This window comes from uncultured Winogradskyella sp., from assembly GCF_947498005.1.
In the GTDB taxonomy this organism is placed as follows: domain Bacteria; phylum Bacteroidota; class Bacteroidia; order Flavobacteriales; family Flavobacteriaceae; genus Winogradskyella.
The window spans coordinates 265099-280799 of the sequence record NZ_CANMIW010000004.1 but is presented as its reverse complement, the minus strand read 5'-3'; the positions used below and the strand labels follow the sequence as shown (position 1 = coordinate 280799).

At 31.8% G+C, this 15701-nt stretch carries 13 protein-coding genes and 2 tRNA genes; 9 read left to right on the top strand and 6 right to left on the bottom strand.

Annotated features, from left to right (window positions below):
- The first annotated feature begins 1 nt into the window (after window position 1).
- The gene (locus tag Q0891_RS09535) at window positions 2-934 is read left to right on the top strand and encodes a PorP/SprF family type IX secretion system membrane protein (protein WP_299101063.1); all 933 of its coding nucleotides are present in this window, start codon (window positions 2-4) and stop codon (window positions 932-934) included.
- 21 nt (window positions 935-955) lie between these two features.
- On the opposite strand, the gene Q0891_RS09530 is transcribed toward Q0891_RS09535, so the two are convergent.
- Entirely contained in the window at window positions 956-2827 is a 1872-nt protein-coding gene (locus tag Q0891_RS09530; RefSeq protein WP_299101061.1) for an OmpA family protein, read from the bottom strand.
- Window positions 2828-3139: 312 nt separating this feature from the next.
- Here Q0891_RS09530 and Q0891_RS09525 point away from each other — a divergent pair, with 312 nt between their 5' ends.
- Complete coding sequence (locus Q0891_RS09525; protein WP_299101059.1) at window positions 3140-3670, top strand: hypothetical protein; 531 nt, start codon at window positions 3140-3142, stop codon at window positions 3668-3670.
- A gap of 43 nt (window positions 3671-3713) precedes the next feature.
- Window positions 3714-4397, top strand: coding sequence for a hypothetical protein (locus Q0891_RS09520; RefSeq protein WP_299101057.1), 684 nt, complete (start codon window positions 3714-3716; stop codon window positions 4395-4397).
- A gap of 69 nt (window positions 4398-4466) precedes the next feature.
- On the opposite strand, the gene Q0891_RS09515 is transcribed toward Q0891_RS09520, so the two are convergent.
- Window positions 4467-4551, bottom strand: a tRNA-Ser gene (locus Q0891_RS09515).
- Between the two features lie 234 nt (window positions 4552-4785).
- On the opposite strand from Q0891_RS09515, the gene Q0891_RS09510 reads away from it, so the two are divergent.
- The 3 genes from Q0891_RS09510 to Q0891_RS09500 all read left to right on the top strand — a co-directional run bounded on the left by Q0891_RS09510 (window position 4786) and on the right by Q0891_RS09500 (window position 7964).
- Entirely contained in the window at window positions 4786-5124 is a 339-nt protein-coding gene (locus Q0891_RS09510; RefSeq protein ID WP_299101055.1) for a hypothetical protein, read from the top strand.
- 163 nt (window positions 5125-5287) lie between these two features.
- Window positions 5288-6319 (top strand): M28 family metallopeptidase, encoded by a 1032-nt coding sequence (locus tag Q0891_RS09505; protein ID WP_299101053.1) that lies wholly within the window; start codon window positions 5288-5290, stop codon window positions 6317-6319.
- Window positions 6320-6386: 67 nt separating this feature from the next.
- Window positions 6387-7964: a M28 family peptidase gene (locus Q0891_RS09500; protein ID WP_299101051.1), complete on the top strand. Its 1578-nt coding sequence runs from the start codon at window positions 6387-6389 to the stop codon at window positions 7962-7964.
- Window positions 7965-8076: 112 nt separating this feature from the next.
- Here Q0891_RS09500 and Q0891_RS09495 read toward each other — a convergent pair.
- Window positions 8077-8152 (bottom strand) — tRNA-His (locus tag Q0891_RS09495).
- Window positions 8153-8211: 59 nt separating this feature from the next.
- Window positions 8212-8934, bottom strand: a complete 723-nt coding sequence (gene bshB1 / locus Q0891_RS09490; protein ID WP_299101049.1) for a bacillithiol biosynthesis deacetylase BshB1 — start codon at window positions 8932-8934, stop codon at window positions 8212-8214.
- A gap of 286 nt (window positions 8935-9220) precedes the next feature.
- On the opposite strand from bshB1, the gene Q0891_RS09485 reads away from it, so the two are divergent.
- The 3 genes from Q0891_RS09485 to Q0891_RS09475 are packed head-to-tail and all read left to right on the top strand — an operon-like array spanning window position 9221 to window position 13467.
- Window positions 9221-11059 (top strand): SLC13 family permease, encoded by a 1839-nt coding sequence (locus tag Q0891_RS09485; protein ID WP_299101047.1) that lies wholly within the window; start codon window positions 9221-9223, stop codon window positions 11057-11059.
- A 29-nt stretch (window positions 11060-11088) separates the two neighbouring features.
- Window positions 11089-12726 (top strand): phosphoenolpyruvate carboxykinase (ATP), encoded by a 1638-nt coding sequence (pckA, locus tag Q0891_RS09480; RefSeq protein WP_299101045.1) that lies wholly within the window; start codon window positions 11089-11091, stop codon window positions 12724-12726.
- 57 nt (window positions 12727-12783) lie between these two features.
- The gene (locus Q0891_RS09475; RefSeq protein WP_299101043.1) at window positions 12784-13467 is read left to right on the top strand and encodes a DUF2490 domain-containing protein; all 684 of its coding nucleotides are present in this window, start codon (window positions 12784-12786) and stop codon (window positions 13465-13467) included.
- A gap of 48 nt (window positions 13468-13515) precedes the next feature.
- On the opposite strand, the gene Q0891_RS09470 is transcribed toward Q0891_RS09475, so the two are convergent.
- Window positions 13516-14667 carry an aminotransferase class I/II-fold pyridoxal phosphate-dependent enzyme gene (locus Q0891_RS09470; RefSeq protein WP_299101040.1) on the bottom strand — a complete coding sequence of 384 codons (1152 nt, stop codon included), beginning with the start codon at window positions 14665-14667 and terminating at the stop codon, window positions 13516-13518.
- A gap of 48 nt (window positions 14668-14715) precedes the next feature.
- A complete protein-coding gene (locus Q0891_RS09465) occupies window positions 14716-15492 on the bottom strand; it encodes a T9SS type A sorting domain-containing protein (RefSeq protein ID WP_299101038.1) in 777 nt (258 codons plus the stop codon).
- Between the last annotated feature and the right edge of the window lie 209 nt (window positions 15493-15701).

Sequence of the window (15701 nt, the reverse complement as noted above, 5' to 3'; positions counted from 1 at the left end):
AATGATTTTCAGAAAAAAAGCCACCACTCTAATAATTATTATTGGATTAGCATGTTCAATGTTTAATACCATATTTGCTCAGCAAACACCTTTGTTTTCGGAGTATAATTACAATCCATTTATTATAAATGCGGCTTATGCTGGCATGACATCAAATACCGAGTTTTCAATAAGTAATTCGGGATATTTCAATCAATTTGAAGGAAGCCCTAAGAGTTTTGCTCTCAGTGGACATGGCTCTATAAATGAGAAGAAAGCTGGTATTGGTGCTGGTATCTCTAGAGATGAAATTGGCGTAACAACGTCAACACGTTTTTTTGCAACTTATGCCTACAAAATTTATTTCGATTTTGACAGTAATCGTCCGTATTGGCAGAACTACCATCCTGGAGTGTTGTCTTTTGGTGCTTCAGTTGGCTTACAACAATACCAAGATAACCTAACAGAATTAGGTATCATTGACGATGAGGTTTTCGCTCAAAATATAAACTCAACTATACCAACAATAGGTTTTGGTTTTTTATTTAATCACAACACCTTTTATGTTGGCATTTCTTCTCCTAATGTTGTTGGTGATGCATTAGTAGCAGACAAGAGTATAAATATTACCAACACCTATTATGGCTACCTTGGCTACCGCATATATAACAACAGATTTCAAGACTTAATGATAAAACCAAATGTATTATTAAAATATGAAAATGGTGCTCCATTACAAGCCGATATTAATGTTGCCGTAAGTTTTAAAAATCAATTTGAACTTGGAGCTGGTTACAGAACAAGTAATTCATATAACTTTATTGCAGGCTTATACTTATTTAACAATTTTAGATTGATTTATAATTATAACTTAGCTACAAACAATTCGCCATTAGGAAATGCGCATGGATTCATTTTAAGTTGTCAGCTTGGTGAAGGATTTAGTAATAATTAAACTTACATTAATTTTAGATATCTATTCTTTTACAATCAAAAATTCCGAACGTCTATTTTCAGCATCTTGTTCATCTGTACAATTAGATTTACAATTTATTTTAGGCTCTAAACTTCCCATACCTTTTGCAGACAATCTTTCTTCACTAACACCTTTGGATATTAAGTATTGCACTGTTGCTTGTGCTCTTTTCTCTGATAACTTTAAATTATATTCAGCCTGACCTTTAGAATCTGTATGCGAACGCACTAAAATTTTCATATCAGGATAATCTGTCATAATCTTAACCAGTTTATTCAATTCTGAAGCACCTTGAAGCGTAATATTACTTTTATTGAACTCAAAGTAAATATTATTTAGCTTTACTTCGGTTTCAGTGATCATTTCATTTATGAGTTTTAAATTCGCTTTGATCACAATATCTTCTCCTTCTGACTCCTCTACTCTATAAAATGCGGTTTGATAACCGTCCATGGTAATATTAATAGAATATGCATTCTCACAGCTCACATTGAAGCTAGTTTTACCAGCTGCATCTGTCGCTTGCGTTGCGATTTGGTTATGTTGATCATCTAAAATTGCAATCTTTGCTCCTGATAAAATTTTAGAGCTTTCAGCATCTTTTACTATTGCTACGGTTTCAAACTGGCAAATAGGTATCGCCATATAAATATTATCTGCTCCTGATCGATTAGAAGAAAAATAACCCACTTTCAATTTTGAATTTAAACTAAATGCAAAATCGTCTTTATTAGTATTTACAGAACTACCTAAATTAACAGCATCTTCAATACTATTTAAATCATATTTGAATATATCTAATCCTCCAAAACCTTGTTTCCCTAATGAAGCAAAATATAATACATCATTATCTGTAATTGATGGAAAACCTTCCTTACCTGATGTATTAACACTTTTCCCTAAGTTCACTGGCTTTCCATAAGAATCTCCATCTATACTAATTTTCCAAATATCTGTATCACCTAAACCACCTTCCATATTTGAGGCAAAATATAGAGTTTTACCATCTTTACTTAAACTTGGGTGTGTTACAGTATATTCATTACTATTTATTGGTAATGCTATGATATTACTCCATTTACCGTTTACAAGCGTTGCCTTATACAAGCCTTGCTGTGCTAATTTTAAACGTTTCTTTTTAATTTTTTTATAAGCACCTTCACTATGGCCATCTCGCGAAAAATACATTGTTTTCCCGTCTGCACTTATGGTTAAAGGTCCATCATGATAACTTGTATTTAATTCTGAAATCTGTTTTGGTTGAGACATAGTTCCATCTGCATTTCTAGTCGATTGATAAATATCTAAATATGGTTGTTTTGTCCAATTATCTTTTTTACTTGCGACTTGCCTAGAACTCACAAAATACAATACATTTTCATTAGATAATACAGCTCCAAAATCACTTTGATTCTCATCATTAATAGCTATGTTTTCTACATTAAATGCCTTTGAAATATCTGCCAGCATTGGTATATAGTCTGGATTTGACAAATGTGAAATTGCACGTTGATCATTAGGCATCAATTTGGCAAAACTATCCATTTGCTTATTAGCTGCTTCATAATCTCCTAAAGATCTCAAAACTTGCGCATAACGATAGTAAGTCTCTGCATCTTGGTTAACTTCTACTGCTTTTTTATACCATTTAGATGCCTCTTCAATATTAAAAACATTATAGTAACTATCTGCCAATTGCTTATAAACATATGCATTCGCTTCATTGGTATGTGTCAATTTAAGATACTGATTTATAGCATCTATATATTGATAGCTTTCAAAAAGTTTATCCGCCTTTTCTGTTTTTTTACTTTGCGCATAACTTGACGCAACAATTAGGAATAAACTTAAAAAACTAATAATTTTTTTCATTTTATAAATTTTATTTGACCATAAACTTCTACGTTTTCTAATGTTGTAAACTGAACTCAACATTAAACCACAATACCCATTAAAACACTGTTATCTAAATAATTATAGGCTAAAATTAAAACAAATGATTTTAAATTTAAAATAATATGATGGTTTAAAGTTTCATCTTTATTAAGAATCGATAAGCTACTAATTAGTAAGTTAAACGTAAATACTACTGAAAACCAAATTCAAATTAACGGTTTTCAGGGTATTGAAAGAGATCTTCTACTGATAGTTTTGTACAGTAATAAAAATGGAAATTTTAATCACATGAAAACGAAAATATCTACCCTAATTGTATTAATTCTAATTATTCAATCTTGCGGATTTAGTACAACTCCTGAGAATTATTTTGAATACACCACCGTATATACTAATTTGTTCAGTGACTTCGGATCTAAAGATTTTCAAAATTTTAGAACGTTAATAAAGCAAAATGCCTTAATTATTGAAAATGAAAACGGTGAATGGGTTACTCAAGATAAATTAGTACCTCATATAGAAACATATGTTATTAGTAATATTGAAAAAAATATAAATAAAATACAGGGTTTAAAAAAAACAGCAAGCACTGACGCTATGATTGAAGCATCTTTAAATTTACACGAATTTACTTTAGAAATCTATCAAAAAGAGTATTTACATATAGCAAATCTCATAGATTGTAACGCTTCTGAATCTATAGTTAATGATGCCATTTCAGAATTAGATAAACATCATTTAGAAAAATATTTAGAATTATATACTAAATTAATGGATGTTGCTTTACCTTATGCCGAAGCGAATAAAATAAAAGGATAAATCTTATAAAGTAACCCAACTAAAAACTTAGTACTCAATTTTAATGCAAAACATATCTAATTACATTTTAAATTTAACTTCAAAGAAGTTAGCTACGTATTTAATAGTTTATCCTTTAATTCTTGCGCTTGCACATACTTCATTGACTTTAGTCAGTCGTTTAAATTCTTTTGATTCTGAAATCTATAATAGAATTGTTACTGCTATAGAATATGGTATTTTTATTCTGTTCTTATTCATTATTTTATTTTGGTTTTTATGGCTTAGAGCAGCAGCAAAATCAGTAGCGGAATTAAAATTAGGTTTACCAATTAAATGGTTTCATTTAGCATTTGGATTATTTTTATTCTATTTAGTTTTTAACCTTTCTTATGATTTTCTTATCAATTTTATAAGTAATATTAATCAAGATTATACGTGGATCATGTATGCTGCGCGTGAAACTATAAATTTTGTAGGACTCTTGGTTTTATACCCAATAATATGTCATTATTCGGCTAGAGCTATTTATGTAAAAAAGAATAATGCAGCAGCAACCTTTGTGAAATCAATACCTTTTACATTACTGTTAATTTTTATTCCAATTAGTATTCCTTTTTTTCAGAATTACTTTAGTCCTATTAAAACTAATCAGAATACACTTATTAAAATATATGTTTTAGGCTTAGGAATTATTTTGTTGCTTTTTATGACAGGTTTAATAGCTGCCTTTACGGGAGCCGTGTAATTGATCCGATAAAATCACTATTATATATAATGCAAAAAACCCATAACTTTCGTTATGGGTTTTCTTTTGCGGAGAGTAAGGGATTCGAACCCCTGGAGGTGTGACCCTCAACAGTTTTCAAGACTGCCGCATTCGACCACTCTGCCAACTCTCCTTTAGCGGCTGCAAATATAAAAGCCTTTTTGTTCTCGGCAAACATTTTTAATAGTTTTTTCAAAAAAAAATAATTTTTGCCAACTTATAGAAATAATAGGTCAGAAAATAGATCCTATTTAGATGTTCGGCATAAAAAGTGATGAGTTAATTATTAAATTTACAGATTATTCAGTTTTAGAATCACTTATAAGTTTTACTGTCACTGTTTCATTAACATTAAAAACATATAATCATGAAAAAAGTAATAATAGTACTAGGGTTTATTTCTGCTATAATAGCAACCATTTTATCTGCTTCGAGTTATTATAACTTCGCTACAGCACCAATTGTAATTGCTTTTGCATGTGGTATCGTGGTTTTATTCCTTTCTAAAAAAGAGAAAGTAAAAACAAAACCTATTCAATATATATTTCTATTAGTAATCATATCTTTAAGTCTAACGATTTATAAAAATGTAATTATTCCAGTAGAGGAATTAGAATCAGAACAAATTGAAATTTCTGCTGACGATAATGAAGAAGACGCTGTGGACAACGCTGATATAATTACGAAGAAAAACAGATTGAATTAATGCTAAAATTTCTATTAAACACAGACAACTACTTCAACCTATTTATCTTACATTTACCTAAATTATTTTAATCTATATAACTTGCTGTTATTTCTATTGATTTCGAGGGGAATTTTAATCTATTTTTTTGCAGCACAACCTTTTAAAACAGTATAAAAAAAGGATGAAAACACTCATTGCCTCTGCACTTATTCTTGTTGGTTCTTGCGCAACAATTCGACATAGTGAAAAAATTGACAATCTTAAAAACAATATCTCTTTTAAAGATAAAGCGGTTGTAACCAAATACCTCAATACCATAATTGAAGACGATTTAAAAACACATGTAGTTGAAGTCTCTTCTGACAAATACAATGGTAGAATGACAGGGGAAGAAGGTCATAATGACGTTTGTAATTATATTAGAGATCAATATAAATATCTTAACATATTACCTCCTACTACAAATCTCGATTACTATCAAACTGTACCAAAAGAAGCTCTACCAAATGACCTTAATGCATCTCAAAATATAATTGCTTACATAGAAGGATCTGAATTTCCTGACGAGTATATCTACATTGCCGCACACTCAGATCACGAAGGTGTAAAAAACGGAGAAATATATAATGGTGCAGATGATAATGGCTCTGGCACGGCAGCAGTTATTGAAATGGCAGAAGCATTTAGTTTAGCAATTAAAGATGGTTTTAGACCAAAACGCAGTGTTGTATTTCTTCACGTTACAGCTGAAGAAGTTGGATTACATGGCTCTAGATATTACACAGAGAATCCAATATTTCCAATTGAAAATACCGTTGCTACGTTAAATATTGATATGATTGGTCGCGTTGACCTTAGACACAAAAATGATGAAAACTATATTTACCTTATTGGCTCAGACAAAATGAGTACAGAATTAGATTTTATTGCTCAAAAAGCAAATTCTGACTTTACTAATCTCAATTTAGATTATAAATACAATGATGATAATGATCCTAATCAATACTATTACAGATCAGATCACTACAATTTTGCCTTAAAAGGAATCCCAGTAATATTCTTTTTTAATGGTGAGCATGAAGATTATACAAAACCAACAGATACAGCTGATAAAATTAATTACCCACTTTTAGAAAAGCGATCAAAATTAATTTTTGCAACAGCTTGGTATTTGGCAAATTCTGCTGAACGCTTAACTGTAGAAGTCATCTAAATCAAATTCCTTATTTTGTTTATTGAACAAAGTATTCAATCTGATAAAACTATTTAATATAAAACAAATGAAAAAACTATTAATTCTTGGATTTAGCACACTACTCTTTCTCGGTTGTGGCAGCTCATCAAATAAAAAATCTAATTCACAGGTTAACGAAATAGAAAACGTTGATCCGGCTGAATACGCTTCAACCATAACATCAGAGGAGCTAAAAACAATGCTTTATAAATATGCTTCAGATGAGTTTGAAGGTAGAAATACTGGGGAAAAAGGTCAGAAAATGGCTGTTGAATATTTAAAGGAAAAGTATCAAGCATTGGACATTCCTTCGCCACTTGGTGGTGAAGATTATTTTCAAGAGGTTCCATTAGAGAAACAAAGAGTATCACAAGCAAAAGTTAGTGTAAATGGAAAATCATATGAAAGCTATAAAGACCAAATTGTTTTGGCTGCTTCAAGTAGCATAAATATCTCTGCTGACGAAATTATTTTTGTAGGCTATGGTATTGATGATGCGACCTATTCCGACTACAAAAACATAGATGTTACAGACAAAATAGTACTTGCGAAAGCTGGTGAACCTAAAGACAGCTTAGGAAATTATATTACATCTGGGAAAACAGAAAACACAAAATGGACTAATGGTCGTCAAGCTATATCTAGCAAACGAGAAGCAGCGAAAGCCAATGGAGCAAAAGCGCTATTATATTTAGATAGCGAATCGTTCCCAAGATATGCGCCTTATTATCAAAGACAAGCAGCATCTGGAGCAACTGGTAGATTATCATTAAAAAGTGATACAGATAAATTATTAATGTTAATGATTGATGAAAATTTAGCTCATGCACTTTATCCAAAAATCACTGAAAACTCTGCACCAATGTTTCTAAATGTAAACGTGAATTTAGATGTTGAAAATCAATCTGAGTCCATTGTATCAGAAAATGTTGTGGCTTACATTAAAGGTTCTGAAAAACCAGATGAGATTATAATCATCTCTGCGCACTTAGATCATGAAGGTATTAAGAATGGAGAAATATACAATGGCGCAGATGATGATGGATCTGGTACTGTTGCTATTTTAGAAATTGCTGAAGCCTTTAAAAAAGCAGAAAAAGATGGCCATGGTCCTAAACGAACTATGCTTTTCTTACATGTTACTGGAGAAGAGAAAGGATTACTAGGGTCTAAGCATTATGCAGATAACGATCCTATTTTTCCACTTGAAGACACAGTTGCCGACCTAAATATTGATATGATTGGTAGAACAGATCCTAAACGTAAAGTTGGAACAAGAAACTATATCTATCTAATTGGAAGTGATAAATTGAGTTCAGAGCTTCATACTATTTCTGAAGAAGCGAATAGCAAGTACGTTAATATGGAATTAGATTATAAATTCAACGATGATAATGATCCTAATCGTTTTTATTACAGATCAGATCATTATAATTTTGCCAAAAATAATATTCCAGTAATTTTTTATTTCAATGGTACACATGATGATTACCACCAACCTTCAGATACTGCAGATAAGATTGAATACGATTTATTAGAAACAAGAACACGCTTTGTCTTTTACACGGCTTGGGAAGTTGCTAATAGAGCAGAAAGAATAGTAGTTGATAAAGCAAGCGAATAAAATATATAGTGCGTCTCACTTATTAAAGCCTTTCATTTATTTGAAGGGCTTTTTTTTATGCTAAGTTATATTAACAAAAAAAGCTTCTCTTTTCAGAGAAGCTTTGTCTTTTGGGTGGAAGACCGGGTTCGAACCGGCGACTTTCGGTACCACAAACCGACGCTCTAACCAGCTGAGCTACAACCACCATTTTAAATTGGATTGCAAATGTAAAATATTTACATTTTTCTACAAAGTGTTTTTTAACTTATTTTAAGTCAAATAATGAATCTACTGCAACATAGCGCTCAACAGTGTAACCCTCAGCATGTTCCACTCCAATTAATCGCCCTAAATTTCTTGCTCGGTAATCTACACTATCTGTAAAGTTCTTACTTGAGATAGGTGTTTCTGGTTCTTTACTATCTGGATCAAAAAACTGAGTTTTATAAGCCAATACTGCATCAACCTTTTTATCCATATAACCTGTAACATCTACAACTACATCTGGTTCAAGATCTTTCCATTGAATATAATGATAAATCGTTTTTGGTCGCCAAGGCTCTTGTTCAGTTTTTTCATCATTATAAGTAGTTACAATCTTTTTTAATCCACTTAAAAAACAAGCATCACTGACTAATTGGCTGCCTTTAGGATGATCAATATGCCTATCATCAACTGCATTGCAAATAATAACCTCTGGTTTATTAAAACGAATCATCTTAATAAGCTCTAACTGATGTTGTCTATCATTGACAAAGAAACCATCAGCAAAACGCATATTAATTCGAGAATGAACTCCTAAAATTTTAGCCGCATCTGCTGCTTCTTTATCTCTCGTTTCTGCAGTGCCTCTAGTTCCTAATTCGCCTCTAGTTAAGTCAATAATCCCAACTTTCTTACCATTAGAAACTTCTTTTGCTAATGTTGCACCACATCCTAACTCAACATCATCAGGATGAGCTCCAATGGCTAATATGTCTAATTTCATTCTTTCTTATCTTAATTGTGAAGTTAAATGAAGCATCAAATACCATACGTATAGATCTTTTTCTCATCATTTAACTATTTCTAATTATCAAAAATATTAAAAAGTAGATAAAAAACAGCTTTGTTTTTATTTCGCAATCGGTTTCGTTTAATATAAACTGTCGTTTTTTCAAAAATCGCTATGTAAAAATGAAAAAATCGCAATAGCACTAAAGTATGACTTTCGTCATAATTATTGGCTTTTTATGACTCTACCTTTACACTGTAATCAGAAAAACAAAATCCTTATGAGCTTAATGATAGCCATCCTAGTCATCACTATTTCACTTTTTATTTGGGGAAAATTTACACCAGACATTATCGCGCTTATTTCAATGTTAAGTCTTTTCATTTTTGGCATTTTAGATTTGCCAGAAACATTGAGTGGCTTTAGCAACCCTACCGTAATTATGATTGCTGCTTTATTTATTATAGGTGAAGGACTATCTCAAACAGGTTGGACAGCCTTAGCAGGAGAAAAATTTATAAAACTAGCTGGAAAAAGTAAAGTAAAGCTTTTACTTATCACAACATTAGGGTCTGGTTTACTCTCTGGAGTAGTTAGTAATACTGGTACTGTAGCGACATTAATGCCTGTTACAATTGCTTCTGCTTGGAGTATAGGCACGTTGCCTTCAAAGTTATTAATGCCTGTTGCATTTGGTTCTAACACTGGTGGTTTACTTACATTAACTGGTACACCACCAAATATTATTGTAAATAATACAATGATAGAAAGTGGTTTAGAAGGTTTTTCTTTTTTTGAATTTGGACTTATTGGCCTTCCACTTTTAATAATAGCACTTCTCTATTTTAGATTTATTGGCTATAAATTATTACCAAAGAATAAAACAAATAACAAACCTGTAAACATTAGTACAACATTACACCAATGGATTGAGGCCTATAAAGTAGACGGTGAATATTACAGATTAAGAGTGAGATCTGTGTCTCCTTTTTTAAATACAAAACTTGGCGATTGGGATTTTGAAAACAAACATGGTGTTTCAATTCTTCGTATTAAACGTAGACATCCTAATCGTTTAAAAGGCAATAGTCCATTTATTGAATTACCTACAGATGATACTGAATTTTTATATCACGATATTATTACCGTTAAAGGTGATACTGAAGCTATAAATGCTTTAATGATAACATTTAGATTAGGGCTATTACCATTAGATCCTATTGAGAATGAACTACGTGACAACTTAATTAATCAAGAAGTTGGTATGACGGAAGTATTGGTTACACCTCAATCTGCTTGGGTTGGTAAAAAAATTAAGTCGAGTCACTTATTTGAACGCTACAATGTACAGTTAATGGCTGCATCTAGAAATAATAGCCCATTAATAGGAAATGAAATTACTGTTAAAGCTGGTGATGCCTTTTTAATTCGTGGTGAATGGAGTGCTATTGATGATCTAAAAAAGCATTATGAACATTTAGTAATTTGTGGTAGTCCAGAAGGCATGGCAAAAACGGTAACTAACCTAACAACTAAATCCTATATCGCTTTATTATCGTTAGTTCTAATGATTGTAATGTTAGTTTTTAAAATAGTTCCTGGTGCGATTGCTTCGTTAATTTCCGCAGGTATTATACTTATCACAGGCTGTGTTCCTATTGCTAAAGCTTACAAAGGTATTAGTTGGATTAGCGTGGTAATGATTGCCGCAATGATACCAATGGGAATTGCGCTTCAAAAAACCGGAACAGCTGAACTTATTGCTAATGGCTTAGTAAGTACTCTAGGGAGTTTACATCCTGTTGTATTGCTTGCTGGCGTTTTTTTACTAACCACATCATTTAGTCAAGTAATTAACAATTCTGCGACTGCAGTACTTATGGCTCCTATTGTAATTATTGCTGCAAACTCTCTTAATATTTCAGCAGCTCCATTTATGATAGTAGTTGCTATTAGCGCTTCAACAGCCTTTTTAACACCTGTTGGAACCACAACTAATGCTATGGTTATGACTGCAGGTGGATACAAATTTATGGACTATTTAAAAGTAGGTGCGCCATTGCTCCTACTCTTCTTAATAACCTCATTATTATTAGTGCCATTAATATGGCCGTTTTAAATCGAATGTCGAATTAAAAAAATATTATCATGGAAACTTTATTAAACACATCAGCAAGAAAGTCTAGAGACTTAACAAAGTATGGAATAAAGAATGCCATTGCAAAGTGGAATTTAAGTCCAGAAGAGTTACAAGCCATTACTGTAAAAAAAGGAATGGGAACAGAAACAGCTAACGGAACTTTAGCAATCAACACAGGGAAATTTACTGGTCGATCTCCTCAAGATCGTTTTATAGTAAAAGATGATTACACAGAAAACAAAGTTTGGTGGGGAAAAACCAATAAGGCTATATCTCCAGAAAATTTTGATCATTTACAAGCGGAAATTGTCAACTTTTTAAGTGAAAAAGAAATTTATGTTAGAGATGCATATGTCTGTGCAGATCCAGAATTTAAAACTAATGTGAGAACAGTTACTGAATATCCTTGGTCTAACATGTTTACTTACAATATGTTTTTAAGATCAGAGGACTCCGAATTAGAAAATTTTGAGGAAGACTGGTTAGTACTTTGTGCGCCAGGTTATGAGGCACCAAATCCTAAAGCAGTAGACTTAAGACAGGGTAATTTTTCAATTCTTAATTTTTCTAAAAAAATTGCTTTAGTCGGTGGATCTGGCTATACTGGCGAAATTAAAAAAGGAATATTTTCTTCTTTAAATTTTATTCTTCCAGTTGAGAAAAATGTTTTACCAATGCACTGCTCTGCCAACGTTGGTGAAGCTGGAGATACTGCAATTTTCTTTGGATTATCTGGTACTGGTAAAACCACACTTTCTGCAGATCCTACACGAAAGTTAATTGGAGATGATGAACATGGCTGGACAGCAAACAACACTATCTTCAATTTTGAAGGAGGTTGCTACGCTAAAGTTATTGACCTATCTGAAGATAAAGAACCTGATATCTTTAGAGCTATTAAACCCGGAGCTATTCTTGAAAATGTTGTTTTCAAAGAAAATGGAGACGTTGATTATATGGACAGTACCATTACACAAAACACGCGTGTAAGCTATCCTATTTATCATATAGATAATATTCAAAACCCATCATATGCAGGTAATCCTAAGAATATTTTCTTTTTAACGGCAGATGCTTTTGGTGTTTTACCTCCTGTTTCAAAATTAACTCCTGGTCAAGCAGCATATCATTTTATTTCTGGTTATACGGCAAAAGTTGCTGGTACAGAAGCTGGTATTACAGAACCTGTTCCATCATTCTCTGCATGTTTCGGCGAACCATTTATGCCTTTGCATCCTTCTGTTTATGCTGAGATGCTAAGTAAAAAAATGCAAGATGCAGGTGTTAATGTTTGGCTCATAAATACCGGTTGGAGTGCTGGCCCTTATGGCATTGGTGCACGTATAAAATTAAAGTATACAAGAGCTATGATTTCGGCTATTCTTAATGGCGAATTAGATAATGTAGAGTATAATCAGCATCCTATTTTCGGATTATTTATGCCAAAATCTTGTCCTAACGTACCAGATAATTTATTAGATCCTATGAACACTTGGGAAGACAAAGGACAATATATCAGCAAATCAATACAACTGGCGCATTCATTTCATCTAAATTTTGAAAAGTTCGCAAGTGAAGCTTCAGAACAAATCATAGAAGGTGGACCGCTAATTGATGAACATCATCATTTACACGATCATATTTAAATTTCCATGAGCTAAAAGAGCCCTTAAATGGGCTCTTTTTTTATTACATATAGAATTATGAAAAAATACATATTTATTTTAGTTGCCATTATATTTAACCAAATTCAGTTAGAAGCACAAAGCACTGGAGAGCAGGAATTAGGGTCTTGGTACGAAATAACCTTATCAAACAGAATTAGCGATAAATACAGCGTATTTGGTTCTTTAACAAGTTGGAATTATGAGTTGCCAGCAGAACGATCTCATTTACTATTGGCTATTGTTGGTGCAAAATATCATTTAAATACTAAAACCTCAATAGGAATAGGTTACGCTTATGGTGATATTGATTCCTTTTTTGAAATCAATGACACGCCTCATACTAAAGAACATAGAATTTTAGAGCAATTAGTATTTAATCACAAATTAAATTCTATAAAATTATCACAACGATTTAGATTAGAACAACGGTTTTTAGAATATGAAACTGAAACTATCTTGAAGCATAGACTACGCTATAGATTTAAATCAAAAATCCCAATAAATGATACATTTTATGTTTCAATTTATGATGAAATTCACTTTTATTTAAATGAATTCGATTTTCAGCAAAACAGAATATTTTCTGGACTAGGCGTGAATTTTAATAAAAATATAAAAGCAGAATTTGGTTATGCAAGACATTCTTTTAAAACGAAAAGTTATAACAGACTATCGATTCAGCTTAATTTAAAATTTGACTCAAGGAAAGAGAAAACATAAAAATTATCTCAAAATTATTAAATAAGACAATTTTAATTCAACTCTTTATTATGCATTCTCAATAGCTTGATTGATATCTTTCTTTAAATCTTTAATAGTCTCAATACCAACTGAGAAACGTACTAACTGATCGGTTATACCAACAGCATCGCGTTCCTCTTGAGTTAATAAAGCATGAGACGTTAAATGTGGAGATACGACTGTGCTCTCTACGCCTGCCAAACTCATTGAAGATTTTATTAGTTGTAAAGCCTTTTGAAATTTTTGAGAATCTAAACCATCTACCAACTCAAATGATAGCATAGCTCCAAATCCACTCATTTGGGATTTTGCTAATTTATATTCTGGATGTGATTTTAATCCTGGATAATATACTTTTGAAACATTTGGGTGCTTATTCAACCATATGGCTAATTTTAAAGCATTTTTAGTCTGAGCTTTTACGCGTAATCCTAAAGTTTTCATACTGCGTTCTAACATCCAAACGGTCATATCACTAAGGCTTCCTCCTAAATTTTTTCCAACATTCCAAATGCGTTCTATATGTTCTGCTGAACTTGCTACTGCGCCTGCACAAATATCACTATGTCCTCCAAAATATTTGGTTGCTGAGTGCATAACCATATCTATGCCTAGGTCCATAGGTTTTTGATTAACAGGTGACGCAAATGTATTATCTATAGAGGTTAAGATGCCTTTAGATTTTCCTAACTTGGCTATCGCCTTAATATCTGTGATAGTTAATAAGGGGTTAGATGGCGTTTCAATATGAACTAATTTTGTATTACTTTGAATTACAGCCTCGAAATCTTCAACCTTATAACCATTTGTAAAGGTATACTCAATTCCATATTTAGGAAATTCTTCCTTTATAAAATTTACAGTTCCTCCATACAAGGTATTTTGCACAACTAAATGATCACCTTGCTTTAAAAATGCTAAAAACATGGTACTTATAGCTGCCATACCCGATCCAAAAATCATAGCCGATTCCGTATTTTCTAATGCTGCTATTTTCTTAGCTAAATACTCTTGGTTTGGTGTATTAAAATAACGAGGATAACGCTTCACGTCAACATCTAAGTACTCATATGACGAGCTTAAATACATAGGCGAAACTGCACCTTTAAACTGTTCGTCTTTTACTTCTCCAATATGTGCGCAAATGGTGTTTAAACCAAGATTTTTATTCTCTGACATCGTATAATTATTAATGGAATAAAATTAATAAAAATAGTCTGCTCTAACTTATTTCTCAATATAAACTTTAGAGGAATAAGAAGAAATCTCGGTTTCTAAGGATACAATGTAAATACCTGTAGAAATATTTGAAGTGGGAACTATTATAGAATTTGAAGTAGTATGATCAACGTTATCTAGCCAAATTTGTTTACCATTGACAGTATATAAACTTATTTTTAAAGTATTGTTATCGTTTGAAATACCATCAATATGTAATTCATTTTGAAATGATGAATGCCATATTTTTAACTCTTCAAAATTATTTTGAGTTACGGATAGCACTTCTTCACTTATTGTATCACCAACTGAATTTGAAAATGTGATGAAGAATCTATCTAAATATGTTTCAGCAGCTAAACTATTGAGGTAATCCACATCATTTAATAACGTATATTCATCCAATTCTAAATCATACAAATACACATCAATAACTTCATCAAAATTCTCTAACTCATGTAGAGATATTTTCACATCACCAGAATTTGACAAAAATAGTCCAAGTGGATAATACTTATTTTCATTAAAAGCACCTACGCCTTGTATCACATAGCGTTCGTCCTCAATTATCCAATTTAAATCATTTGATAAATCATCAATATTTATAGCATCATATCCATAGTCCAATCCATCTGTTGCTGAGTTATCTGGCACAAATCCTAATAACAACTGTCTAGAAAAACCTTCTGGATTTTCAAAATTAACTCTAACACGTTGTATTTCGTTTTGTGCGAATGAAAAAGTTATGCTCATCATAAGCATAAGTCCTAATACTATAGTTCTCATTAGATTTGGGGTTTTAATGAATTGTACTACTATGGTTTAAACATAGTAAAAATATCACAAAAAACCCTATTAAAACCATATTTACACGATAAAATACGTTTTTAATTAACAAAATAGGTATTTTACTTACAATAAGCAGAATATTATTTAAGATAAATTATATTCTAAACTTGATAGGTTCTGCTGACGTTAAGACCAACTCCATGCGT